At 58.9% G+C, this 24,070-nt stretch carries 28 protein-coding genes; 7 read left to right on the top strand and 21 right to left on the bottom strand.

The window, feature by feature from the left end; genetic code table 11:
• The first annotated feature begins 67 nt into the window (after positions 1-67).
• Positions 68-406 (top strand): TraR/DksA C4-type zinc finger protein, encoded by a 339-nt coding sequence (locus Q1B27_RS02625; RefSeq protein WP_299843175.1) that lies wholly within the window; start codon positions 68-70, stop codon positions 404-406.
• On the opposite strand, the gene Q1B27_RS02620 is transcribed toward Q1B27_RS02625, so the two are convergent.
• The 17 genes from Q1B27_RS02620 to Q1B27_RS02540 form a co-directional block, all read right to left on the bottom strand.
• Positions 403-4,416 (bottom strand): glycoside hydrolase/phage tail family protein, encoded by a 4,014-nt coding sequence (locus Q1B27_RS02620; RefSeq protein ID WP_299843172.1) that lies wholly within the window; start codon positions 4,414-4,416, stop codon positions 403-405. The two genes, Q1B27_RS02625 and Q1B27_RS02620, sit on opposite strands and share 4 nt — an antisense overlap.
• The gene (locus Q1B27_RS02615; protein WP_299843169.1) at positions 4,416-4,862 is read right to left on the bottom strand and encodes an NlpC/P60 family protein; all 447 of its coding nucleotides are present in this window, start codon (positions 4,860-4,862) and stop codon (positions 4,416-4,418) included. The genes Q1B27_RS02620 and Q1B27_RS02615 overlap by 1 nt, the downstream gene beginning before the upstream one ends.
• Complete coding sequence (locus Q1B27_RS02610) at positions 4,862-5,749, bottom strand: DUF2163 domain-containing protein (protein ID WP_299843166.1); 888 nt, start codon at positions 5,747-5,749, stop codon at positions 4,862-4,864. Before Q1B27_RS02610 ends, Q1B27_RS02615 begins: the two co-directional genes overlap by 1 nt.
• Positions 5,746-6,378 (bottom strand): DUF2460 domain-containing protein, encoded by a 633-nt coding sequence (locus Q1B27_RS02605; RefSeq protein WP_299843163.1) that lies wholly within the window; start codon positions 6,376-6,378, stop codon positions 5,746-5,748. Before Q1B27_RS02605 ends, Q1B27_RS02610 begins: the two co-directional genes overlap by 4 nt.
• Before the next feature lie 18 nt (positions 6,379-6,396).
• Entirely contained in the window at positions 6,397-7,059 is a 663-nt protein-coding gene (locus Q1B27_RS02600; protein WP_299843161.1) for a phage tail tape measure protein, read from the bottom strand.
• Positions 7,046-7,255: a rcc01693 family protein gene (locus tag Q1B27_RS02595; protein WP_299843159.1), complete on the bottom strand. Its 210-nt coding sequence runs from the start codon at positions 7,253-7,255 to the stop codon at positions 7,046-7,048. The genes Q1B27_RS02600 and Q1B27_RS02595 overlap by 14 nt, the downstream gene beginning before the upstream one ends.
• Positions 7,252-7,572 (bottom strand): gene transfer agent family protein, encoded by a 321-nt coding sequence (locus tag Q1B27_RS02590; RefSeq protein WP_299843157.1) that lies wholly within the window; start codon positions 7,570-7,572, stop codon positions 7,252-7,254. Before Q1B27_RS02590 ends, Q1B27_RS02595 begins: the two co-directional genes overlap by 4 nt.
• A gap of 4 nt (positions 7,573-7,576) precedes the next feature.
• Positions 7,577-7,990, bottom strand: a complete 414-nt coding sequence (locus Q1B27_RS02585) for a phage major tail protein, TP901-1 family (RefSeq protein WP_299843153.1) — start codon at positions 7,988-7,990, stop codon at positions 7,577-7,579.
• A 26-nt stretch (positions 7,991-8,016) separates the two neighbouring features.
• Positions 8,017-8,430: a DUF3168 domain-containing protein gene (locus tag Q1B27_RS02580; protein ID WP_299843150.1), complete on the bottom strand. Its 414-nt coding sequence runs from the start codon at positions 8,428-8,430 to the stop codon at positions 8,017-8,019.
• Positions 8,427-8,765, bottom strand: a complete 339-nt coding sequence (locus Q1B27_RS02575) for a head-tail adaptor protein (protein ID WP_299843148.1) — start codon at positions 8,763-8,765, stop codon at positions 8,427-8,429. Before Q1B27_RS02575 ends, Q1B27_RS02580 begins: the two co-directional genes overlap by 4 nt.
• Positions 8,765-9,364, bottom strand: coding sequence for a head-tail connector protein (locus Q1B27_RS02570; protein ID WP_299843145.1), 600 nt, complete (start codon positions 9,362-9,364; stop codon positions 8,765-8,767). The genes Q1B27_RS02575 and Q1B27_RS02570 overlap by 1 nt, the downstream gene beginning before the upstream one ends.
• 153 nt (positions 9,365-9,517) lie before the next feature.
• A complete protein-coding gene (locus Q1B27_RS02565) occupies positions 9,518-10,699 on the bottom strand; it encodes a phage major capsid protein (protein WP_299843142.1) in 1,182 nt (393 codons plus the stop codon).
• A gap of 44 nt (positions 10,700-10,743) precedes the next feature.
• On the bottom strand, positions 10,744-11,298 hold the full coding sequence (locus tag Q1B27_RS02560; protein WP_299843139.1) for an HK97 family phage prohead protease: 555 nt from the start codon (positions 11,296-11,298) through the stop codon (positions 10,744-10,746).
• A gap of 65 nt (positions 11,299-11,363) precedes the next feature.
• The gene (locus Q1B27_RS02555) at positions 11,364-11,597 is read right to left on the bottom strand and encodes a hypothetical protein (RefSeq protein WP_299843137.1); all 234 of its coding nucleotides are present in this window, start codon (positions 11,595-11,597) and stop codon (positions 11,364-11,366) included.
• On the bottom strand, positions 11,590-12,783 hold the full coding sequence (locus tag Q1B27_RS02550; protein ID WP_299843135.1) for a phage portal protein: 1,194 nt from the start codon (positions 12,781-12,783) through the stop codon (positions 11,590-11,592). Before Q1B27_RS02550 ends, Q1B27_RS02555 begins: the two co-directional genes overlap by 8 nt.
• A gap of 438 nt (positions 12,784-13,221) precedes the next feature.
• Positions 13,222-13,584, bottom strand: coding sequence for a hypothetical protein (locus Q1B27_RS02545; RefSeq protein WP_299843132.1), 363 nt, complete (start codon positions 13,582-13,584; stop codon positions 13,222-13,224).
• A 374-nt stretch (positions 13,585-13,958) separates the two neighbouring features.
• Positions 13,959-14,792, bottom strand: a complete 834-nt coding sequence (locus tag Q1B27_RS02540) for a helix-turn-helix transcriptional regulator (protein ID WP_299843129.1) — start codon at positions 14,790-14,792, stop codon at positions 13,959-13,961.
• 102 nt (positions 14,793-14,894) lie between these two features.
• Between Q1B27_RS02540 and Q1B27_RS02535 the strand changes: the two genes are divergently transcribed.
• From Q1B27_RS02535 to Q1B27_RS02510, 6 genes are all read left to right on the top strand, one after another.
• Positions 14,895-16,217, top strand: a complete 1,323-nt coding sequence (locus tag Q1B27_RS02535; RefSeq protein WP_299843126.1) for a cysteine desulfurase-like protein — start codon at positions 14,895-14,897, stop codon at positions 16,215-16,217.
• A 37-nt stretch (positions 16,218-16,254) separates the two neighbouring features.
• Positions 16,255-17,061, top strand: a complete 807-nt coding sequence (locus tag Q1B27_RS02530; protein WP_299843124.1) for a transporter substrate-binding domain-containing protein — start codon at positions 16,255-16,257, stop codon at positions 17,059-17,061.
• A gap of 73 nt (positions 17,062-17,134) precedes the next feature.
• Positions 17,135-17,830 (top strand): ABC transporter permease, encoded by a 696-nt coding sequence (locus Q1B27_RS02525; protein ID WP_299843121.1) that lies wholly within the window; start codon positions 17,135-17,137, stop codon positions 17,828-17,830.
• Positions 17,827-18,522: an ABC transporter permease gene (locus Q1B27_RS02520; protein WP_299843119.1), complete on the top strand. Its 696-nt coding sequence runs from the start codon at positions 17,827-17,829 to the stop codon at positions 18,520-18,522. Before Q1B27_RS02525 ends, Q1B27_RS02520 begins: the two co-directional genes overlap by 4 nt.
• A gap of 1 nt (position 18,523) precedes the next feature.
• Positions 18,524-19,270, top strand: a complete 747-nt coding sequence (locus Q1B27_RS02515) for an amino acid ABC transporter ATP-binding protein (RefSeq protein ID WP_299843116.1) — start codon at positions 18,524-18,526, stop codon at positions 19,268-19,270.
• Positions 19,271-19,284: 14 nt separating this feature from the next.
• Complete coding sequence (locus Q1B27_RS02510; RefSeq protein ID WP_299843114.1) at positions 19,285-20,067, top strand: inositol monophosphatase family protein; 783 nt, start codon at positions 19,285-19,287, stop codon at positions 20,065-20,067.
• Positions 20,068-20,100: 33 nt separating this feature from the next.
• On the opposite strand, the gene Q1B27_RS02505 is transcribed toward Q1B27_RS02510, so the two are convergent.
• The 4 genes from Q1B27_RS02505 to Q1B27_RS02490 form a co-directional block, all read right to left on the bottom strand.
• Positions 20,101-20,691: a hypothetical protein gene (locus Q1B27_RS02505; protein ID WP_299843111.1), complete on the bottom strand. Its 591-nt coding sequence runs from the start codon at positions 20,689-20,691 to the stop codon at positions 20,101-20,103.
• Positions 20,692-21,086: 395 nt separating this feature from the next.
• On the bottom strand, positions 21,087-21,509 hold the full coding sequence (locus Q1B27_RS02500; RefSeq protein ID WP_299843108.1) for a hypothetical protein: 423 nt from the start codon (positions 21,507-21,509) through the stop codon (positions 21,087-21,089).
• Positions 21,510-21,748: 239 nt separating this feature from the next.
• Entirely contained in the window at positions 21,749-22,039 is a 291-nt protein-coding gene (locus Q1B27_RS02495; protein ID WP_299843105.1) for a hypothetical protein, read from the bottom strand.
• Between the two features lie 297 nt (positions 22,040-22,336).
• Positions 22,337-23,596 carry a terminase family protein gene (locus tag Q1B27_RS02490; RefSeq protein ID WP_299844855.1) on the bottom strand — a complete coding sequence of 420 codons (1,260 nt, stop codon included), beginning with the start codon at positions 23,594-23,596 and terminating at the stop codon, positions 22,337-22,339.
• Between the last annotated feature and the right edge of the window lie 474 nt (positions 23,597-24,070).

The following is a 24,070-nucleotide window of genomic DNA, read 5'->3' as shown; positions in this document are numbered from 1 at the left end:
AGGCCTTGACTATAACAGATAGGCACGGATGGTAAAATGCAAAGCTGTGATTGCGGGGATAAGCAAATTGAATGCAACTGACGAAGTGAAATTCCGCGATCTTATCCAGGCGCGCCTTGCCGAGATCGCGCAGGAGGACGCCTTGGGAGAGGCCGGTCAAGCCACGGTCGAGCTGGATCAGCAGTCGGTTGGCCGTCTCAGCCGGATGGATGCCCTGCAATATCAGGCGATGGCCAAGGCCCAGGCCACCCGCCGCCGATCCGAGAAAACCCGGCTCAAAGCGGCGCTTGGACGCCTTGAAGAGGGTGAATTTGGCTATTGCGATGATTGCGGCGACGAGATCTCGCTCAAAAGACTTGAGCTTGATCCCGCCGCCGCAAAATGCATTTCATGCGCGAAAGGCTAGGCCGTCTGTGCCAACACGGCAAAGGTGCCTGGACCGAAACTGGCTGAAACCTGCGCCACCTCCAGCTCGAACGCGCCAGTCAGACCATCTTCGGATTGTGCGACCGCCGAGTAGATCCATTCCGGAGTGCTCAACATTTCCTCGCGCAGCACATTTGTGCCCTGCTTGACCCGCAGCAGGTACTGTTCGCTTTCCTCATTCAATGGTATCTCGGGCGTGTCCCAGCGGTCACCGCCGGTTCGAGTGCGCCTGATCCAGTTGTACCGGATATCACCACCGTTTTGCCGGACCGCGCATAGATGCACCGGGCTATAGGGTTTCAGGCCGATCCCATCGAATGACAGTTCGCCATGCTGATAGGATGGATCATCCAGAGGCCGGTTTGCCGGACCCGCGCGGTAATGCCGGACCAGCCCGCGCTTACCCTCGGCCATGTTGATCTGAATGGCAGTTCCATCCAGCCGCACCAAGAACGATCCGGCGGGCCAGGCATCTTTGCCCAACGCCTCGGTGCCGAACTGGCCGCGCAGGCGGTGCCGCAACAGATAGGTATCGGTGTCGATCAGCTCTGCATCGCGAAACTGAAACAATTCCCAACCGTCGGGAGCCCCGTCACCGATCGCGCATATATTCGCACCGGCAAGAAACTCGTCATTCACCACGCTTTCCATGGTTCCAAAACGCATTTTCACGATCAACCCCTCGCCCCGGTCGATCAGACCCGACCGGCAGGGCGCAAGCGCGTTTTCTGTTATGCCGACGGGCGCACGCGCCGGGATGATCTTGTTCAGCTGATAGTTCGCATCAGTGTCCGACGCATAAAGCGCACCCGATCCGGGCCAAGGGTCTGCCATCACCGCGACATGGGGGGCATGAGGCACCTCTTCGCCGGTCAGGAGCGGCAGATCAAGAAACAGCGGTGTCACCGGGGTGGGTGGCGTGAAGCGCAACAGTTTCGGGTCTTCTTCGTCCACCTCGAGCGGCAGATAGCTTTCTGCTTCGATCCGGACCCCTTCAACGCGTTGAGCATTTCCCATCATCTCGACACGGTCGACACGGAACAAGCCGACGCCACCGGCCTCTTCCAGTTCGACCACGTCGCCGGCACCGATATCCATGCGCGACGGCGGCAGGGTCAGACGCACCGTATCGGTCGACACCCGCGCCTCGGCCAGCCAGCGTTCAACGGTCTGACGCCCTTCTCCCCGGGTCAGGCAGATGGGCATCTCGGAATTCGAGATGCCTTGCTTATCTTCATCGGGCAAGACCGCCTCTTCGGCCAGGACTTCGAATTCGCTATCGGCGTTGATAAAGCGCAACCTGACCCGGCCCGGCAACTCGGCCACGCTGCCACGGGTGGTCTCAATGACGGAATCGTTTTCCGGATCGCGGACCATGCCACCGCCGGCGATCACCGCATTCGCATGCCCGTCACGGTTGCGGCAGACCAGTTTTCCGCCGCGTTCTACCGCATCGAAGCCAGCGCACAGCATCAGGGGCTGCAAGGTAGAACGTGCCTTGCCGGTCTGATCGACCGAATAGCCGCGCACAAGCCCATGCAGTTTTTTCGTGTCCAGATGTTTCATATCACTGTCGGTACAGATTTCCTCGACGACCGACGCCAGCGTGCGGGACGACATCCTCCCGTTCAGCCAGTGACCGCGCGGGAAATTCGCACCATCCGACCAAAGTCCGCGATTGTTGGGAAAATACGGGAACGGCCGCGTATCCCAAGCCCAGGCATAGGCGTGTTCCATATCCAGCATGCGTTTGCCATATCTGGAAGAAATCGGATTATTGGCCGGGTTCGTCCAGTAGCCGAGCATCGAGCGCAGATATTGTAACTGGATTAACTCGTCACGGTAACCCAATGAAAACTTTGGGAATTTTGATTCTGACGATTTCGGATCAAGAAACTTGTTGGGCTGGTTGGTCCCCTTGTCAATCGCGGCACACCCGAATTCAGTAAAGCGAATGGGTTTCGATTGCGGTATCCAGGGCGTCTTTGTGGCAGAGCGCACGCCACCCACTCGGTCATGATGCGAATGCAGCCACCAGTTGCGAATATCCTTGTAGCGCCAGACCCAGGGTTCGCCATGCGCATTGTCGGTGATCGGCGTGCGGATCTGGGCTTTTTCATCCTCGGGCGAGGCATAGTACCAGTCATAGCCTTCGCCGCCTTCGATATTGGACTGCAGATACCCCATGTCGTAGATGGTTTCCCACGCCGCATCGGCATGGTCGTGGCCATCGCGCCAGTCAGACAGGGGCATGTAATTGTCGATTCCGATGAAATCGATGTTCGGGTCGGCCCAAAGCGGATCCAGATGAAAGAAACGGTCGCCGCTTCCGTCATCGGGCTGATAGCCGAAATATTCCGACCAGTCGGCAGCATAGCTGATCTTGACGCCTGGCCCCAAAAGGCTGCGCACTTGCGCGGCCAGGCTCTTTAGCTCGGCCACGGCAGGGAAGCTGTTATTGGCCCCCCTGATCTGGGTCAGGCCGCGCATCTCGGAGCCGATGCAGAAGCTTTCAACGCCACCCGCCGCGGCACAAAGCGCCGCCTGATGCAGGATGAACCGGCGATAGCCCCAATCTTCGGGGCCGGTATAGCTGACCGGGCTGTGATGAACCGGCCCGACATGGCCCAGCATACCCGGCACGCTTGTGCCCAGGGACAGGGTGAAATTGTTGGGGGTGATTTCAAAATCGCTGGCCTTGGCATTGCCAAAGAAGGTTGCCACCTCGGCTTCGGCGGTGGCAGTGCCATCCGGGCTGCCCGGCTGACCCGGCGCTTTCGTTGTGGTGATGCGCCCGCGCCATGGCACCGGCGCCTGATGCGCGGCGCCGCTATAGGGATCGGGGCGGCCATTCCCCTCGATCTGATCCATCAGGATGAACGGATAATACATCACATCCTGGCCGGCCTGTTTCAATGCCTTGATCGCTTCGACCACCGAGGCATCCGCCGGGGTGCCCCCAAACAGCTTCTTGCCATCCGGATCACGTCGTACCTGCAGCGAATTGGATCGATCCAGGCTGGAGACCTGCCAGGGCATATTCACCGAATCCACAGCAGATTGCTCGCATTTCGGCCGAATGTTGCAATGCTTGCACCGCAGATCGCTGCCGAACCAGGTCACGATCAAGGATGAGGACCGGCAATTGGGCAATTCCGACTGCAAATCCCTCAGGGACGCGGTGAAATTGGGAACTCCGGCCTTGGAATTGATGTTGTTGATCTGGCCCGCTCCAGGGCCGTAATTCATCCTGACGGCGGTGCTTGCCAAAGCGTATTCACCGCTTCCCGGCAGCAGCGCCACACCTTTCAGCGCATGCGGCGGGTCCACATCGGCACCGGGCTGATTTACCGGGGACGGGCGGCTGACTTCGAAATTGAACTGCGGTACCCGGTTGCCAAAAGGCCCCAGGTTGAGATCTTCGATCACCACATATGCAACGCCGCGATAGGCGGGCACATTGCCTGCGCCCTCGATCGCCTCCATCTTAGGGTCGGGCAGTTGCGCGGGTCCACCCTTGTAGACGCGCATGTTCAGACTGTTGCGCCAGATCTCGCGGCCATCGGCCCAGATCCGGTTCACATTGGAAATCTTTCCCTCGCAGAGCGCAATCGCCAGACTGACCGAATAGCTGTACTCGCGCTGTTCCGGTGTCGGCGGTTTGGGTGAGCCGCCTTTGCCGCCGCTGCTTCCCGGCGTCACGGTCACATCCTCGCGGAACTCGGTCGCCCAGATCACCTGTCCGGATACCCGCATCCGCCCGTAAATCTGCGCAATCGGATCGCCCTCGCCCGCGCCGGTCAGGCGCATCCGGTTCACCCGACCGGTTTCGACCGCCTCTGATCCCTCGCCCAGCAATCGCTGGTCAATCGACCGTCCGATCAAGGCACCGGCGAACCGCCCGATCGCTGCCGTCGACAGACCCAGAATTGACCCGCCGATCGAGCCGCCCACCGCCGCGCCTGCGGCCGAAAGAAGAATTGTCGCCATTATCTTTTCTCCTCGGGGAATTTGAAACGCGCCGCGATGCGGCGTCGCCAGGGGGCGCTCAGCGGGCTTTCGACCACTGCATGACCCGAATATGCGTGTACGAAACTGGCGTCGTCACCAACCCGTCCCGCAATGCCCAGATGCTTGGCAACCGATCCTTCGCGCATCCGAAACAACAGCACGTCACCCGGCGCTTCATCATCAAGCTCTTTTGGGATCAGATGGCGCGCCGCCGCGGTCCAAAGCGTCTCGACATTTGCCGGCTCGGACCAGTCTTTCGAATAGGCAGGCGGGCGCTCGGGCTCAACGCCCAGAACCTCGCGCCAGACCCCTCGCAGCAGGCCCAGACAATCCGTGCCTGCATTCTTGCGCGACGCCTGATGCCGATAGGGCGTCCCGATCCACCCCCGGGCCGAGGTCACGACCTTATCACCGATTCCAGCCATCAGCGGCGGCTCCCGCCCGACAGAACGCCGGACTGGCGCGGTGCCGCGATGGACCAGTCATCGCCGGGAAGGTCAGGAAAGCCGCGGAAATTCACCAGATTGTCGAATTTTTTCTTGCAGGTCTGCATCCGCTTGCTGCAACCGGCCTCAAGCCGCAACTGGTTGCCGGGTACCACATTCGCGCGCATCGACTGCCAAAGTTCGATCACCCTCTCGCTGCCGTCGATCACGTCGCGCTTGATCAGCCCGATCAACCCCTGCGCATCCCCGTCCAGCATCACCAGCCGGCCATGATTGAACCAGCCCCTGGGGGTGCCGCTCAGGGTGGAAAAGCGAAAAACCTGACGATTTTCGACGGCTTCTACCACGCGCAGTTCGAAAAACCCTGTGGTGTTCAGATCAAACCCGCAAGCCTTGTCGCCCAAAACGGCCCCGCAAGGCCGCTGATAGACCCGCCCGATCGGTTTGTTCAGCGCCTCAGTAAGACCGCGCAGTTCTGCCTCGAAACTACCATCCCGGCGCCGCAGCTCTCCGATCGTACCGCGAAACTGCATTTGCCGCTGGCTGACATCCTGCCAGTTGACCAGCCAGGAACGGATCTCGGCACCATCGTAGCGGCCCGCCTCGATGTCTTCCTCCCGGATCGCGGTGCTGCTCAGCGCCCCCAGCGCCTCGGTGTTATCGATCGACAAGCCGGTGGTCTGCTGCAGGGCCAGGGCATTCATACCCGCATCGGCCTTGAAGTTGATGCCAGCAAAACTCAGCGGGCCGTCATGATCGGTGAACCCCAGGACAACGCCGTCGCGCCGGCTCAGCGCCCAGCAATTGCAGGTGGTGGTGACCCCGGTTTCAAGATGCGCCTTCAGCGCTGCATTGAAATCGCTCATACGCGCACCTCGATCACCGGAACGTCGGGCACTTCTCCGGCCTGGAAACTGGCCATGCTGATATTGATCCGGTCGGTGTCGAAACGCACCGGCACATCAAATTCGAACCCGGCAGTAATCGCCTGGCCCGCGGCTGGCGGTGTCGCAAAGATGACGCGACCGGTGGTGGTATCGACGGTGAAATCCGGGCCCTCCTGCTGCTCGACATTGTCAAGCCCCACCAGGACGCTGCCCGCCACCGGCTTGGTGATCGGACGGGTGTAGGAATGCCCCCCCGAATAATAGAGCCGCGACAACTGGAACCCGGTTTCGGTGCCGTCACCCGTGGCGATCACCAGATCATCGAAATGCGGCCCAGCCGAGGCATTACAGGATTTGTAATCTGCCCAGTCCTTCCAGCGAAAGCCATACATCTGTCCCCGCCGCGCCTCGAAAAACGCGATCAGCGCCTCGATATCATCCAGACCGCGCATCGCCATACCCGCATCATAGCGCCGCCGCGAATGCGCCCAGGGCGTGTTGCGTTCTTCATACCCATTGGCCAGCGCCACGATATCAGTGTGCCGCACGGGACCCCCGACCGAACCAAAGCTCAGGCTTGCCGGGAAACGTACCTCATGAAAACCCATCCGCTTTTCCCCTTTTTCCTAACGATTTCGCCCGCCGCGCCCGATCACGCGGCCCATTTGGTCCGCGATCTGCGCCTGCGACCGGCGAAAGCCCTGCACGTCGGGCGTTTTGATGTTCATCACCACGCTGACATTGCCGCCGCCACCCGCACCCCGGACGCCCAGCTTGCCGTCAGCCCCGCGGCTCAGCGGCATAATCGCTTCGGGTCCGGCTTCGCCCATCAGTCCGGTGCCGCCCCGCATTGGAAAGGTGACTGGTCCGTCGACGACACCGCCGCTGGCAAAGGGCTGCACCCGGCCTTGGGAAAAGCTGGCGCCGTTGGCAAAAGGAAATAGCCCCCCCATCAGGTTGCCGATCCCCTGCGAGACCAGGCCACCGACATGATCGGCAACGGGCCGGACGGCGGAATTGAATGCGCTGTTGACCATCGAATTTGCCAAAGTGTGCAGACTGTCTGACAGGCTGTCTCCATCCAGAACCGCGCCCTTGATCGCGCTGCGCAGACCGCGGCTGATGCCGGTATCCAACGCCTTTACATCCTGACCGGCGCCGGAAAACGTGGTCTTGACCCGCTCAAGTTCGGTATTGAAAGCGGCGGCCATCGTGGTCGCCTGCCCCAGAGACTGATCCAGCTGATCAATCTGCAGATCCAGCTCGTCCATTCGTTCAGTGTGGTCCATCCTCACTCACTCCTTTTTTGTCCGGATACGCGCTCAGCAACTCGTCCAGCCGCGCCCGCGCCAGGGGGGCCGCGCCCCCTTCTCGTCCCAGCATCAGATTCAGCTCGGCGGGTGTCAGCGCCCAGAATTCAGCGGGCCTCAACCCCAGTCCGCGCACGCCCGCCTGCATCAACGCGGGCCAGTCGAAACCGTTCATGCGCGCTCGGGCATCGCAAAGGCCCGCGCCAGCAATTCCGCCGCCGCCCGGGCCGCGCCCAGGGGCCCGCCCTCGATCTCGGCGGCAAGCAGATCAGCCGGTTGTCCCTGCCAGCCGCCACCACGCAGGCCGGCCACAATCAGCGCCAGCACGTCACGGGTGGAAAACGCCCCGCCCTCGAACCGCTCGACCAGCTCGATCAGCGTGCCAGTCTCCAGCCCCGCCTCCAGTTCCGCCAGCGCCCCCAGCGTCAGCTTCAGCACATGCCGTTCACCGTCGATGACCAGCGCCACCTCTCCTGCCCAGGGGTTCGCCATGACCTTAAAGCGCCGTAAAGCTCAGCTGCCCCGCCGAGGCCATGGACAACTCATACGTGGCCTCGCCGTCGTGGCTGCCGGCATATTCGATCGCGGTCACCTGAAACGGCCCCTCGACAGTGCCGAAATCCGGGATCACCACCTGAAACGGCGGCGTTTCCCCGTCGAAAAAGATCTGACGCGCACGCTCGTCACTGGCTTCGTCGCGAAAAATACCCGACCCGCTGATCGAGGCCGATTTCACGCCCGCGCCGCCCAAAAGCTCACGCCAGCCGCCTGCGCTTTCAAGGCTGGTGACGTCGATGCTTTCGGCGTTGAAACTGATCCGCGTCGCCCGCAACCCTGCCACCGTTTGAAAGTCTCCGCTGCCGGTCAGGTCGATCTTGACCAACAGATCCTTGCCATTTTGAACTGCCATGTTGTCGTCTCCGAAATGTTGAGAGGTTAAGCTGTGTCATCCACGCGGGCGCGAAATGTCAGGTCGATCCGGCGCAGATTGCCGGTGCCTTCACGCTTTGCCCGCGCCCGAAAGAAATGCAGCCCCGCAAGGCGACCGCGCGTCAGGTTCAGATCGGCCCCCACGAGGGCGTCATTGATCGTACCGGCAACCTGCTTGGCCACGTAAAATCCACCGCTTTCGGTAATCACCGAGATGGTAAAACGATGCCACGCGCCACCACCGGATTTGTCCGACCGGTCGCGCACATCTTCAGGGCCAAGTGTTACATAGGTGGTAGGCAGATTGCCCACCGGCAGCGTGTCATAGACCGCATTTCCCACCAGAGCAGCCAGTGAACTGTCGCCGCTCAGTTTTTGGAAAACCGCCTCCTGCAAAGCCGCTGCGGCTGCATAGCTCATGTTACAACCTCCTCGTCCGAGAAGCAGGACAGATATCTGCCCCGCTGATCAAATTCGGCGACCGATCTGATCCTGAAATTCCGGGTGCCATCGCGAAACCGTTGTCCCGGCGATGGGCGTGACGGTGCGCCGTAAGGGGCGGCACGCACTAAAATTTTGAAACCCGTTTGCGACAGGCTGGTCTCCTCACCACTGGTTTCTCGCCCACCGCGTGCGCGCAGTTCCACCCAGAGCGAACCCAACTCGGCCCAGGTCTCGGTGAAACCGCCAGCACCGTCCGGCACTTGGTTGGGCGCTTCCAGCACCATCCGGCGATTTAGGTTCACTGCCGCCATCAGGACGCACCCCCACCAAACAGGCGGATTGTGCGATACCGCTCGATCAGGCTGGTGACACCGAAGGGCATGCAGCCGCCGCCTAGCGCTGTTTCATTGCGATTTTCGTAATAGTGTGCCGCCAGCAACAAGACCGCCTGACCCAGATCAGCGGGCAATCCGGCCCAATCAACGGCCAGCCCGGCAACCAGTCCAATCTCGACGGTGCCGCCCAGCGGGATCACCGGCAGAACCGCCCCCGCAGGCCGGATCATTGGTCGATGCGCATCTGCCTCCAGTCGGTAATGGGCAGGGTCGACCACCTCTTCCTCGTCAGCGCGATCCCTGAGCCGAAGGCTGGTGATTGCCGACACCGGCGCCAGCGGAAACGGATGCCCACTGACATCACGCCACTGCGACAGGGTCAGTGAAAAAGACCGCTCGATCAGGATCTTACCTGTCCGCGCCTCGATCGCCGAAATCCCGGCCCGCAGAAAACTTTCCATAAGGGCGTCCTGAATATCATCATCCGTAAACCCGGTTCCCAGCCGCAGATGCGTCTTGAATTCGGCTAATGGCAGCGCGGCCGGGAGTACCGCGGTTTCTTCGATTAACATCATGGAAAACCTCCAGGAATTTTCGCACCCTCTGGGTTTTTCAGGCGCGTGCTGTCAGCGTTGCTCGGACGGAGGGGAGCAGTTGGACAACGCTTAAAACACGACAACACACGCCCCGGACCGGCGGCACGTGGCCGCCGGTCCTTTCGTCACCGCTTAGGAGGTGCCGAATTTCAGCAGTTTGATCGCGGCAAAGTCGCTCACGTCACCGCCCACACGCTTGGTGGCATAAAACAGAACATGCGGCTTGGCGCTAAACGGGTCGCGCAGGACGCGCAGATCAGGGCGCTCTGCGACAGTGTAGCCCGCGCCGAAATCACCAAACGCGATCGGTGTGGCATCCGTTGCCACATCGGGCATGTCCTCGGCGATCAGCACCGGATATCCCATCAAGCGCGCGGGTTCCCCAGCGGCCAGACCATCAGACCACAGGAAGCGGCCATCGGCATCCTTCAGCTTGCGTACCACACCTGCGGTTTTTGAGTTCATCACGAACGTCGCATTGGCGCGGTATTCAGCGCCCAGCGCATAGACCAGATCAATGATCGGATCGGGCCCGCCGATATCACCGTCCACACCGGTCGGCACATAACCTAGATTGCCCCAGGTCCAGACATCATTGTCGACGCTGGTATGGGTCAGGAAACCCTTGGGCTTGTCCACGCCGTCACCGCCGACAAAGGCGGCAGCCTCGGCGCGGGCAAACTTGTCGGCGATCCGGCCCGCCAGCCAGCCCTCGATGTCAAAGGCGCTGTCGTCCAGCAGCCGCTGGCTGGCCTTGGGCAACGCGCTCAGCTCGTGCAGCGGGATGGTAATGCGGTCGATCACTGGCGTGCCGGTCTCGGCGGTCGGATCGGCCTCGGTGGCCCAGCCATGGCCGACGTCGGTATGGTCAACCAGCACGTCATAGCTTGTGGCCTCGACACCCACCACATTGGCGATCGCCCGGACCGAAGCGGTTGAACTCAGCGTCGATTTGATCGTCTCAGAGGTTTGCGGATCGACCAGATATCCGCCTTCACCCGCAACTGCCGTGTTCAGCGATTTGCCTTCCAGTTCCAGACCGCGCAGCCCATCATCGTCACCGCTGCGCAGATAGGCATTGAACGCCTTCTGATGCGGCGCCTCGGCCTCGTTTGCGGCGGACAATTGCGGGCGCTGCGGCGCCAAGGACTTGCGTTCATACATGGTCAGTTTCTCTTCTTGTTGTTGCAGTCGTTGTGTGATGTCGGCCCGAAAGCCCTTGAAGTCGTTCATGAAACCCGCCACGGCAGATTTCACCTCGGCCACCGGAGACACATCTTCCCCGGGCCGAGAAAATTCCTCGGTTTTGCTCATCGTTCATTCCTGTTGTTTTCTGAGGTTACGGTCCCGGCGCTATCTCATTGCGCCATCTCCTGACGCGCGTCCTCAAAGGCCGCCGCCAATTCACGCAGCATGCGGCCGTCCAGGCTGTCACCCTTGACCCCCACCCGCGCACTGGGCAACATCGGAAATGTCACCAGTGACACCTCCCACAGCTCCAGTTCCGTCAAGAGCCGCTGGCCCTTGTCATTCTTCGTCGCTTTCACCGTGCGGTAGCCGATGGAAAGCCCGTCAATCGCCCCCGCCTCGATCAGCGCTGCCGCCTCGCGGGCACGCGCCACGCTGTCCAGTAAACGGCCTTTGACAAAAAGACCGCGCTCATCCTCGCGCACTTCATCCCAGATGCCGATCGGCTGCGCCGGATCGTGCTGCCACAGCATCTTGACCTGCCGTCCCTCAGTTGCCAGCCGCGTCAATGAGGCCGCGTAAGCGCCCTTGGTCACGATATCACCGCCCTGATCGGCATCGCCAAAAAAACTGGCATACCCCTCGATCAGGCTGTCGCCGCTCACGCTCAGCGCGGCGTCATCAAATCGCGCGAATTTGCATTCCAGGCCCGTATCCAGATCCATCTCTCTCATCCTTATCCATCCACATCATGCAAGCCGCAGGGTTAGAATTCACCCCACCACCCACGTCACGGCAGCGCCGAAAGCAAAGGCTGAAAGGCCTGTGCCAGGATCGTCGCAACGACACCATAAACCGCCAGCCATAGGCGTTTTTCCAACCGCTCGATCATCTCTTCCAACCGGGTGATCCGCTCGCGTTGCACCTTGAATTGCAACTCCGATAGCTTTTCCGAGGCCTCCAGCCGCAAGGCCGGGGCACAATCGAACGATTCAAACCCGTAGCGCTCAGGCGCGTCACCCATCCGCCTGGTCCTCAGGCGTCAACGCAGGCAGCCCCAATAGGCTGCGCTTTTCCGCATCCGACAGGAAATCTGCTTTTGAGATCCTGCTCCAATGCGCATCCCGCTCTGCCGACAATGCCGGCACCTGGTCCAGATCGGGTTTCAGTTCCAACGCATCACTCTGGAAACCCGACAGCCAATCCGCCACAGCGGCAGACACCCGCGTCGCCAGTGGCAACACCGTCAGCCGATAAAACGCGCGGTTCGCCTCCTGATAGTTCGAATAGGTCGCATCGCCGGGGATCCCCAACAGCATCGGTGGCACTCCAAAAGCCAGCGCAATCTCGCGCGCGGCACTTTCCTTGGTCTTCTGAAACTCCATGTCCGAGGGCGAGAAGCCCATCGGTTTCCAGTCCAGCCCGCCTTCCAGCAGCATCGGGCGACCCGCATTGCGTGCACCCTGATGGTGGCTTTCCATCTCACTCACCAGCCGGTCATACTGATCGGTGCTAAGCGACCCCTGCCCCTCGGCGCCGCGATAGACGATCGCACCACTGGGCCGCGCGGCATTATCAAGCAGCGCCTTCGACCAGCGCGAGGCTGAATTATGTACATCGACCGCCTGCGCCGCCGCTTGCAAGGGTGACAGACCGTAATGATCATCCTGCGGGTGAAAGCTTTTCAGGTGACAGATTGCGGGATGCCCCTCGGCCACGTTGAACCGGTGCTTGCGCCCGCCCACCGCATATTCAAACGCCACGGGCCAGCCATCCTGCCCCGGCACAACGCTCATCCGGTCCGAACGCAGCACATGAAGCTCCAGCGGCACACTGGCGTCACCGCCAACGGCCTCGACATAGGCGTTCCCGGTCAGCAGCAATTGACCATAAAGCGCCTCGAACAGCTCTGCCCGGCCTTGTACCGGGTTTGGGTTCTTGATCAGCCCCAGCACCGGGTGTTCGGCATAGCGCTGAGTGGCGTCCTGCAAAACCAGCGGCAGGCTCGCCGCCGCCTCGGCGATCATTTTGACGCAACGAAAGCCGACAGGGTTGCCGCTGAAACCGGTGCGCGTCAGCGTCACCACATCCCGCGGACTCCAGGCCACACGCCCGGCGCCCTGCCAGGCCATCACCGGTCCGCTGGCGCTGGCTTTCTGCTCGGGCGCATCCTGCGCCGCGCCTTTCTGCCGGAAGAAATCCATTATCATCCGCTGATGCTCCTTCGTCATGCCTCACCCGGGCCATTCCCCGCTTGGCGTGCATCAGACCCCCAAACGTTTAAAGAAAGTGAACCAGACCGCGCGCAATGAATTCGACCTGCCAGAGACCGCCCTGACGCGCCCAGCGATCACTACCTCAAAACCCACCCGCGTAATGAAGTTCCCGGTCGCGCCTCCCAATTTCTGCATAGCAAAGAAACAACCCTCAAACAGGGTTTTGTCTGGTTTTCCAGCTGGTTATCGAAAAAAATGCGTTCCGGCGAACTGGTTGCTCGGTCGAATGACCGGTTCAGGGAAAGTCGCGCCACGCCGAACATATCGTGCCGAAAAGTCTTGTGAAATACACGTAACGCAGAGTGCAAACACCAGTTGGGAAACCAATCCCTTCCTGTTTGCAGCACCTAATTCAGAAGTCTGTGTGCTTAATTATCCGCAGTCCTGATTGACCGTTTTTGCGATCTCTTTAAGGAGGGAATCCATGTTCACCAATGCTTGGCTTAGCTCACCAAGTGTCTGAAACTGCACGTCGATCAAACGCTCAACCTCTTGCGAAAGTTCACCTTGGTTCGACAACTGTTCTACAAGGCTTCTCTGGTTCTCGACCGTGCTGGTTGCCGTTTCTGATGTTGATTTCAAAGAACTTGTCATCAGAGCAATCAGTGTCGTCAAGCCTCCGCTATGTGCAGAAGCCGGGCTTGAAAGTGGCGCGCATGCTAAAGTTCCCAGTCCGGCCAGCATGCCGACACTTGCCAGTTGCCGCCGACTAATCGAAAAATTATTCTGAACCATCGTTAAGTCTCCTAAAAAAATGCAATCTCATAATAACATTCATTTCCGAATAATTCGGGAAATCTGAAAACCAGCTTTCACTTTGCTCCGTAATCTTCAAGATTGCCCCGCAAAATCCACCAGGCACATTCGATCAATACCCAAGGTAGTCGCGTCGCCGTTCGTTCACTGCGCCGCAAATACAAAGACCAATTGATTGTAAGGCGTACATTTCAGTCGCTGCATTCGAACCAATGACCGCTATCGCCAACAGAAGGAGCGCCTTGGCTGATCTGACAACTGTATGTTGACTGAACGCCAAAGCTTTCAGATGGGTCGAGAAAGCCAAAAATACTACGGGATCGGTAGATTTGGCTTGCCGTTCCGCGTTTCCCCTATTTGAGGTGCAGCAAAAACAGGCTGAACAATTCGGCCTGCGAGGAGATTTGCAACTTGCTGTAGATGTTGCGGCGATGTGTTTTGACCGTTGGCATGGAGATTCCAAGATTGAGCGAGATCGAATTGCTGCTGTGCCCGACCAGGATCAACTGCACGATCTCGCGTTCACGGATGGTCAGGACATCGCCGCCGAAGTCGTGAAACCGGTCTTCCTGCCCGACGACGCTGTGTTCCGCGTCAAGGCTGCCAGGATTGATCGCGAACTGGCGCAGCAGCACGCTGTTGAGAAACGGAAACAGACGTTCAAGCGACACTTTGCATTCCCCGGTCTGCTGGCTGCCAAGCGGTGTCAGAAAGCTGAAATCGAGGGTCGTCTTGTTCGGCAGGTTGATCAGGATGATGACCTCGGCCATGTTCTTGGGCCAGCCAGGGGTGCGGTAGCCGATCGGCTCGGAATCGTCGATATGCACCTCGACATCATGTGTGTCGATGAATGTCTGGCTGTCATTCTGGATGAAATCCGAGATCATGTAGACCCCGGCCCGTTTGCCCATCCGGTAGGCCCGGTAGGCGGGATTGATGACGTAAGTATAGTTAATATAGTTTTGCAGCCCGCGCTCATAGGTCGTGGGATCGGGGCAGCTAGCCAGGGCCGCCGGGGCCAGTTTCTCGCTATAGAGAAAGATGTGAAAATGGCTGTAGCCGAACTGCGCCTCGAGCGTGGCGGCAAGATCGGGGGCAAAGCTGTCGCGGCCCAGCAGATCAATAAGTGAAATTATCATCGCGTCGGTCAGCGCCGGGTAAGCGGCATCGGGCGTTTCATGTTTCATGGGGCGCATCGTCCAGACAATTCTGCGCTGCCATTAACAAACACAATCCCTCTTCGATCAAGTCACCTCTGGCGCGCCTCATCCTTTGGGATGATAGGGCCAATGCGGTTTTTGACCGACACTTGGGCAAAACGGCGGGAAATCTGGCCGCCACCGGGGATGTTGACCGCTATGGAATTTCCGATCTCAGAGATCCGTGACCGCTTCCCATCGCTTTCGGTGACGGATGATGGCGCGGCGCGGACCTATCTGGACAATCCGGCGGGCACCCAGGTGCCAAAAACCGTGGTCGACGCGATCAGCCATTACCTTTTGCATGATTCCAGCAATGCCGGGGGAAGGTTCTGCACCAGTGTTGCAACGGATCGTGTCTGGGAACAGGCGCATGCGGATATGGCGACGTTTCTGGGCGCAGGGTCTGCCGCCGAGATCGTGATCGGCCAAAGCATGACCTGTCTGACCTTTCACATGTCGCGCAGCATCTGCCACGGGTTCCAGCCCGGCGATCAGATCGTGATCAGCCGGATGGAGCATGAGGGCAATGTCGGGCCCTGGCTGGAGATTGCCAAGGACAAGGGGCTGGAAATTCGCTGGGTCGATTTCAACCGCGACAGCTGGCAGGTCGAACCCGAGGATCTGGCGGCGCAGCTGACCAACAGGACGCGGCTGGTGGCGCTGAACTATGCCAGCAACCTCACCGGGTCGATCAATGACGTGAAGCGCCTGACGCGCCTCGCGCAGGAGGCGGGTGCATGGGTCTATGTCGATGCGGTGCAGCTAGCGCCACATCACCTGGTCGATGTGCAAGCGCTGGGCTGCGATTTCCTGGCCTGTTCTTCATACAAGTTTTTCGGGCCGCATATGGGCATCGCCTGGGGGCGCGAGGCGCTGCTGAATGCGCTTTATCCCTACAAGGGTCGCTGCGTGTCCGACGCCAGCCCCGACCGGTACGAGATGGGCACGCCGCAATATGAATTGCTGGCCGGGCTGTCGGCGACGATGCGCTATTTCGAAGCACTGGGTCAGGCCTGTGGCGGCAGCGGCGAAGGCCGCGCGCTGATCGAGCGCGCCTATGAGGCGTCTCGCGCCTATGAGGAGCCGCTGACCAACCGCTTTATCGCAGGGTTGCAGGATATTCCGGGGATTTCGATCTATGGTATCGTCAACCCCAACCGCATCGGTGCGCGCGTGCCCACGGTGTCATTCCGGCATGACGGCCAGTCGCCCGACACGATCGCATCTGCCCTGGGCCGGGCTGGCATCCATGTCTGGCACGGCCATAACTATGCCTATGAACCGACCCGTGCCCTGGGGCTGCCGCTGGACGAGGGCGTCGTGCGGGTCGGACTGGCGCATTACAATACTGCGGACGAAATTGATCGGACGCTGGAGAAGATATCACAAACTGTCACAGAAGCCGGATAGAAACCGGCCGACATATTCTGACAAGGAGGAGACAAAAATGAACTTTGGAACCAGACTATTGGCAACCGCATTGGCGGTGCTGGCACTGGGCGCGCCTGCCTCGGCCGAGAAACTGCGCGTGGGCATGGAATGCACCTATGCGCCGTTCAACTACCGCACGGAATCAGGCGAACTGGCGGGCTATGACGTCGATGTCGCCCGGGGTGTCGCCGAGATCATCGGGGCCGAGCTAGAATTTGTCTGTCAGCAATGGGACGGGATGATCCCAGCACTTCTGGCCAACAAGTTCGACCTGATCGTGGCGTCGATGTCGATCACCGAAAGCCGACTGGAAAAGATAGATTTCTCTGGCCCTTACCGGGACAGCGTCGGTCGGATCGTGGGCAAATCGGGGCAGGATCTGAATCTCTTTGATCCATCCGGCAATCCGGTTGCGGAAAATTTCGCCGGTCTGCGGATCGGGCTGGAGCGCGCCTCAACTTATGAAAGCTGGTTCAACGCCAAGCTGCCGGATGCGGATATCGTGCTTTATGACGGGTCCGAGCCGATGTATCTGGACCTGGTCAATGGCCGCGTCGATGCGATCATGACCAACCCGATGAAGGCGCATTTGCGGTTCCTGACGCAGGAAGAGGGCAGCGGGTTCGAATTCATAAGCCCGGCGATCAGCGAAGTTGAATTTTTCGGCATCGGTGTCGGCATCGGCCTGCGGCAGGGTCAGCCCGAGCTGAAAGAGCGCCTGAACGGTGCGATCAAGCAGCTGATCAACGATGGCAAGCTGACCGAATACGCACTTAAGTACTTCCCCTTCCCGATCCACAACGAGGAATGGGGCGACAGCTGAACGTCTCCTGCGGTAGCGTGCTTCCCGGCGCGCTACCGGCTCTGCCGAATTCAGTTAATCGAAGGGACATGCTGTGGAAGTCTTGACCGGGTGGTGGGATGACTTCTTTTGGGGGTCGGTCGTTGTTCTGAAAGTGTTTCTGGCGTCGCTGGTGCTGATGGTCCTATTCGGCCTGGTCGGCGCCGCGGCAAAACTTTCCAACAACCGCATCGCCCAGAAAATAGCCGGCGCCTATACCGTGATATTTCGCGGCACGCCCGAAATCCTTGTGATCCTGCTGCTCTATTTCGGCTCAGCCATCACGCTAACCGCGATTGCCCAGATCTTTGACCCCGAAGTCAAGTTTCTCGATGTGCCACCCTTCTGGGCCGGGACAATCGCGATTGCGCTGATCGTCGGCTCATATGCGACCGAAACCTTTCGCGGCGCGTTTCTGGGCGTGAAACCCGGCAGTATCGAGGCCGCGCGGGCGCTGGGCATGTCGAACCTGCAGACCTTTATCTACGTGCGCATCCCCGAGATGTGGCGGCTGGCGCTACCGGCGTTCGGCAATCACATGCTTTCGCTGATCAAGGATACGGCGCTGATTTCCATCATCGGTCTGAACGAGACATTGTTTGTCGCCAAACAGGCGATTGGGTCCACCGGCAAACCCTTCACCATGTACATCGTGGTCGGGCTGATCTATCTGGGATTTTCCACGGTGATCACGCTGACGGTCATGGCGCTGGAACGCTATGGCCAGCGCACGCTGAGGACCGGGACATGAGCTTTGATCTGTCCCTGATCGCCGAAGCACTGCCAAAAATGCTGGTGGGCATCGGGCTGACCTTTCAGCTGTTGATCCTGTCGGCCATTCTGGGGTTGATATTGGCGATTGGCCTCATGCTGATGCGGATCAGCGGCAAATGGTACCTGTCGTGGCCCGCGCAGGTCTATATCTACGTATTTCGCGGCACGCCGATACTGGTGCAGATCTTCATCGTCTATTACGGCTTTCCGCAGCTGGATTTCATCCGCGATAGCTTTCTCTGGCCGATCTTCCGCGACCCGTTCGGCTGTGCCATCGTGGCGCTGACCCTGAACACCGGGGCCTATGTCTCGGAAATCCTGCGCGGCGGCGTGCTGGGCGTGGATCGCGGCGTGCTCGAAGCAGGCGAGGCGCTGGGCCTCTCCAAGCCGCAGCGGTTCATCTACCTGACCACGCCGATTGCGACGCGACTGGCCCTGCCCGCCTATGGTAACGATATCATCAGCCTGTTGAAATCCACGGCGCTGGCCAGCACGATCACATTGATGGACATGACCGGTATCGCCCGCACGATTGTGGCACAGACATACGCCCCCTATGAAATTTTCATCTCCCTGGCGATCATCTACATGATCCTCACATTCTTTATCCAGAAACTGCTGGCCCGTATCGAACGTTACCTTGGCCGCTATGCCGAAAGAGAGGGCTGACATGACATCCCCGGAACCGCTTATTCAAATGCTGGAGGTGGGCAAGCATTTCGGCACGTTTCAGGCGCTCAAGGGCATCAATCTGAACGTCTCCAAGGGTGAACGTATCGTGGTATGCGGCCCGTCCGGATCGGGAAAATCCACCATGATCCGCTGTATAAACCGGCTGGAAAAACATGATCAGGGCAGGATCATCATCGACGGGATCGAGCTGACCGATGATCTCAAGGATCTCAACGCCGTGCGCCGCGAGGTTGGCATGGTGTTTCAAAGCTTCAACCTCTTTCCGCACATGACCATCCTCAACAACCTGATGCTGGCCCAGAAACTGGTACGCAAGACGCCCAAAGCTGAGGCCCGCGATGTGGCGATGCATTACCTTGAACGGGTAAAAATCCCCGAACAGGCCGGGAAATATCCAATCCAGCTATCGGGTGGACAGCAACAGCGCGTCGCCATTGCCCGCGCGCTCTGCATGAAGCCCGAGGTCATGCTGTTTGATGAACCCACCTCGGCGCTTGATCCCGAGATGATCAACGAAGTGCTGGAAGTGATGGTTGATCTGGCGCGCGACGGCATGACGATGATCTGTGTCACCCATGAAATGGGTTTTGCCCGCTCGGTCGCGGATCGGGTGATCTTCATGGATACGGGAGAGATCGTCGAAGAGGCGGAACCGGAAACTTTCTTCAACGCGCCCAGGAACGAACGCACCAAGCTCTTCCTCAGTCAGATCCTCAAACACTAAGGGTAACTCGCATGATGTCCGACCTTCCCCCCCACGCGGAATTCCTGTCCTTTGCCGAAAAGCTGGCGGATCGCAGCCGGTCGATGCTGCTTGATGCCAGCCAGCGCGCGCCGGATGTGGAGATCAAGCAGGATGCCTCATTCGTCACCGCGACCGACAAGGCGGTCGAGGTGGCGCTGCGCGAGATGATCCAGGACACCTATCCCGATCATGGCATTCTGGGGGAGGAATTTGAGAACACCAACACCGACGCTGAATTTGTCTGGGTGCTGGACCCGATCGACGGCACGGCGGCCCTTGTCGCCGGGATACCGGTTTACGGCTCCCTGATCGGGCTGGCCTGGAACGGCGCGCCCTTTGTGGGGGTGATCGAACACCCGATGACCTCGGACCGCTGGGTCGGGGTTGCAGGGTCATTTGCCCGGTTCAACGGCAATCCCATCCGGGTCCGGTCCTGCGCATCGATGGCAACCGCCTATGCGACCTGCAGCAACCGCGATTTCATGAGCGCGTCCGAACAGGCAAAGTTCGACCGCGTCCGCGAGCAGGTTCAATACGTGCAATATGGCGGGTCCTGTTATTCCTACGGGGTTCTGGCCTCGGGACGGGTCGATCTGGCGCTGGATGGGGGGCTGGATGCCTTTGATATTTACGCCCCGGCAGCGGTCATTACCGGGGCTGGCGGCCTTGTCACCGATTGGAACGGGGATGCCCTGTCTTTCGATATGAACGGCAATGTTCTGGCCGCCGGAGATAAGGCGTTGATGGAGAAGACCATGAACGTTCTGCACGGCTGAGAGATTGGGAGACCGCAGCAAGGGGTGACGTCGTCATTCAGCCAGTGAAAGGTTCTCATCGAAGCGCTTTAGCTTCAGTTCTTCGCGAAGCTCCACGATAAAGGCACGCGCGTAGTCTTTTCGATTGTGATAAGCGCTGCGTCCAACCGGTGTTCGAAAAACCAACTTTTCAACATTCTCCTCGAAAATCTCCAACGTGCGTTCGTATGTTTGGTTGAAGTGCCCGCCAACGGTAAACGCTTTTGCAATTCCAAATGGTCCAGTCACCTCAAAGAAATTTGCATCGTGAACTATCATCTCTTCGGTTGTTTCCGGCGCTGAAAGATGCCTTTGTAGCGCAACAAAAGCCCCTGGAATTTCATCGCTTTTCCACCCAAGTTGCCTCAAGAAATCCTCGGTCAACTGACGGAAATCAGAGTCTTCTTGCAGCTTTTCTCCGAGCCCGTGAAACGCGGCAAGGAAGAACAAGAGGTGACGCGTTGGTGCGGGATGACAACCCACCGAAAGGTCATCCAGCCGCTCAATTATCCGAGCAATATGGCGCAAATCATGGCCTGCATCTCGGTTGTTGTAAGACGGACGTACAAACTCGAAGTAAGTGGTGATCTCATTCATTTGTTGCATGGCTACATCTTGGTGCCCGCAACAATGTGATACAAGACCAATGGTGCAGCTTCAGGCGCGAACCGTTCACCTTATGGTGTCGATCAAAATAAGACCCAGAGGATTGCCCCTTAAGGTCCGCTGAGCGGACTTTGCTGCCGTTGATTGGATTGCTGTGTGGGTTTTCGTCGACGGTGTTTGCCGTGCTGGGAGCGGCGATAGCGGGTATGGTGGTTTTTGGGGGCGGCGGCGCGTGGGGTTTCGAAAGATTGTCTGTGTGGCCGATGGTGAGGAGCTTTCAAACACTGTTATGCATTTGGCCGTTTCTATGCATAGCGGCTTGGGTGATCGCAGTGGTGAGCTAACGGATGAAAACTAAATGGTGGGTTAGCACCCTCTCTACGCTTGCCATATCACTAGTCATAGTAACCTTTTTCGAAAGCAATTACGCTCTCAACGGGCGAGTCAGGATCATCCTTCGCAAGAGGCGCATACGCAGCTATACCATTTTCATCCGAATAGACCCCATCAAATTCTACCCTCAATTTCATATCCTTTGTTCGCAGAAAATCGACCATCTCACGAAACGATACGGCTAGTAGATTTACTCCTTCAAACACTGGCTTGGAGGGCGTGTAAAACTCAATGGTGTTCACCAAACCAGGCAGCTTATAAGAAACAATCACGCCAATTGATTCAAAATGGTCGGAAGGTTCATCTGTACTACCTCCTCTCTTGAAGGTGCTATATCGGCCCCTTAAACAACTCCTGACCTGTTCAGGCGTCATACCGAAACAAATATCACCAGCACCGATAAATGGTTGAATGTCATAAGGCACGTTATTCACTCTTCTCCAGATCAACGGAATAGCCCTTGTGTATCGTTTAGCATTTGTTCAATCGCGCTATCATATTTCTTTCCAAATAGGGATCGAATGTCATCAATATCCATTTGTTGAGCAGCAATAAAATTGCCCTGATGAATTGACGCCTTCAATAAATCATTCGGGTACGAAGCTTGGACCGCTGTATGCAAGAACGCGGACGGAGCTGCCGTTTGTACGACTATCCATTACCATTAAAGGCGAGCCTCAATTATCGCTCCGCCATCGTTGAGTTCCCAAGCCTCTACGAATGACAGAACATCATCAAAGGTCTCATTTGGATGCGAAGTAGTACATATGAATCGACTATCGTCCTTACCATCCCCAACGATGATTTCGTCAATCATATCTTCGAGTTCGGCGCTACCCGAGCCAAAGACTGCGATCAAAGAGACGCCTTCAGTGAGGCAGTTTTCGATGAATGTATCGAGGCGGGTTACATCTGACAGTGGGCTATGAAGAATATATTTAGGGCGCGCAGTCATGGATACCATCCTACTCAAGTTTATCTATCAATCAAACGAACTCAATGGGCTCACAGCAGACAAAGTTGCCCTTTTGGCGACCTATGCCGATAAAGTATTGCTGAAAAGACGTCCGTTGCAATCTGTCAGGCTCTCAAGCGGATTTTCGTGGCAAGCGTCTTCTTTCCTGCGTTGTCCTGCCTGGGTTTCACCCACCCTATGGGGTTTTTGCCGCAAAGCGCTCCGCCGCCAAGCCCGGCCTCGCAACACAAAAAAGGGCCCCGAAGAGCCCTTTTTCCTATGCCTTTAGCAGCCGTATCAGACAGCGCGGACCTGAGGGCGTCGCCATTTGGCCGCCGGTTCGATCATCAGCTCGGTCAGGGCCCAGACCAGCGCATCGACACGATCGGGGCTGCCCTTGCCCTCGAACCCCTGTGCGGTCATTGCACACATCTGGTCCTCCAGCTCTCCAAGCCCCTTCAGGTGAAGGATACGCCCCTGCTCATAAAGCGCCGCCACCGGCTCAGCCCGGGCCACCTTGCCCCGGCTGGCATGCACCGCCTTGATCGGCACCATCGGATCGACCTGGCGAATGACGGACGATACCAGATCGCCCCCCTGGTTGACCTCGGCCACCAGCCGGTCCGCCCCATGTTCGACCATCGCGTTGATCGCCCGGTTGGCCCAGGTGTTGGGGCTGGCAGCACCAATGCTGCAATCGGCCAGCACGTAAGCACGCCAATCCTGCACCGGCCCCTGCATACGGGCCCCAACGACGACGATCCCGCATTCATCCGATGTCGATCGGCCCGTCACCGGCGGGTCCACCGCCACCACGATCCGGTCCATCTCGGGTGGGGTGTCGATCTGGATCTTCTCGATCAGGTTCGACGACCATAGCGCGCCCTCGGCCTCGTCCAGCAGGATGCCATCCAGCTCCTGCCGCCCCAGCCGCGTACCGGAATAGCGCGCCCGCACCTCGTCCAAGAAGCTTTCGGCCAGGAACGCCCGGTTGGCCTCGGTCGGCGCACTTGTCACCACCGTGGTCGGGCTTTCCAGCAACTCTTTCAGGACGCCCACATTGCGCGGCGTGGTGGTAACGCAAACCCGCGGGTCATCGCCCAGGCGCAGCGCGAATTGCAGCATATCCCAGGTCTCGCGCGCCTTTTTCCACTTGGCCATCTCATCGACCCAGGCGCTGTCGAACTGCGGTCCGCGCAACCCTTCAGGGTCATGCGCCGAAAACGCCTGTGCGGTCGCGCCATTGGGCCAGATCAGCCGCTTGCGCGTCGCCTGCCACTCGGGCCGGCGATCAGGCGGCGAACAGGCCAGAATGCCGCTTTCGCCGAAAATCATCACCTCGCGCACCTGGTCGATGGTCTCACCCACCAGCGCCATGCGCCGGCACGGCCCCGGATCCAGCGGCTTCGCGCCTTCCATCTGGCTGCGCACCCATTCGGCACCGGCGCGCGTCTTGCCCGCCCCGCGCCCGCCCATGATGACCCAGCTGCGCCAATCACCACCGGGGGGCAGCTGATGTTCTAGCGCCCAGAACTCGAAGAGGTACGGCAGCGCCAGCAGCTCGCCATCATCCAGTGCATCTAGAAACTCTTCCTGTGCATCGGGCCCTTCTGAGACGATCCAGGCGGCACCCGATTGAAGTTCGGGCCGTGTCGAAGTCGAGTGCGTAGTCGTGGACGATACCCTTGTCGCGCTTGTTTCGTTCATTGAGGTTAACCTCCGCTTCAATTGCAATTTTCAACCACTGCCGGATGTCGGATATGGCTCTGGTCGAGTTCTTCAACTCATCCAGATCCCCGGCGCGTATTTTTTCCTGGAGCAGCTCCAGATCGGCTCTCATGTCGTTAAGCTGTCGCTCAAGTGACGTGATTGAGGTACTGAGCCCTGTTGGTGCCTCATCGAGGGTAATCAAAGTCATGTTTGCTCGTTGCCCCATAGGATTGCGATGTTTGCCCCTCCGCATTTCAGCGATGCAGGCCGGATTTCGGGACCTCCCGAAACCGGCATTCGTCGCTGCCAACAAGTTTTTTC

Origin of the sequence: uncultured Roseovarius sp. (assembly GCF_947489715.1) — a bacterium.
In the GTDB taxonomy this organism is placed as follows: Bacteria; Pseudomonadota; Alphaproteobacteria; order Rhodobacterales; family Rhodobacteraceae; genus Roseovarius.
This window is presented reverse-complemented; position numbering and strand designations above follow the sequence as displayed.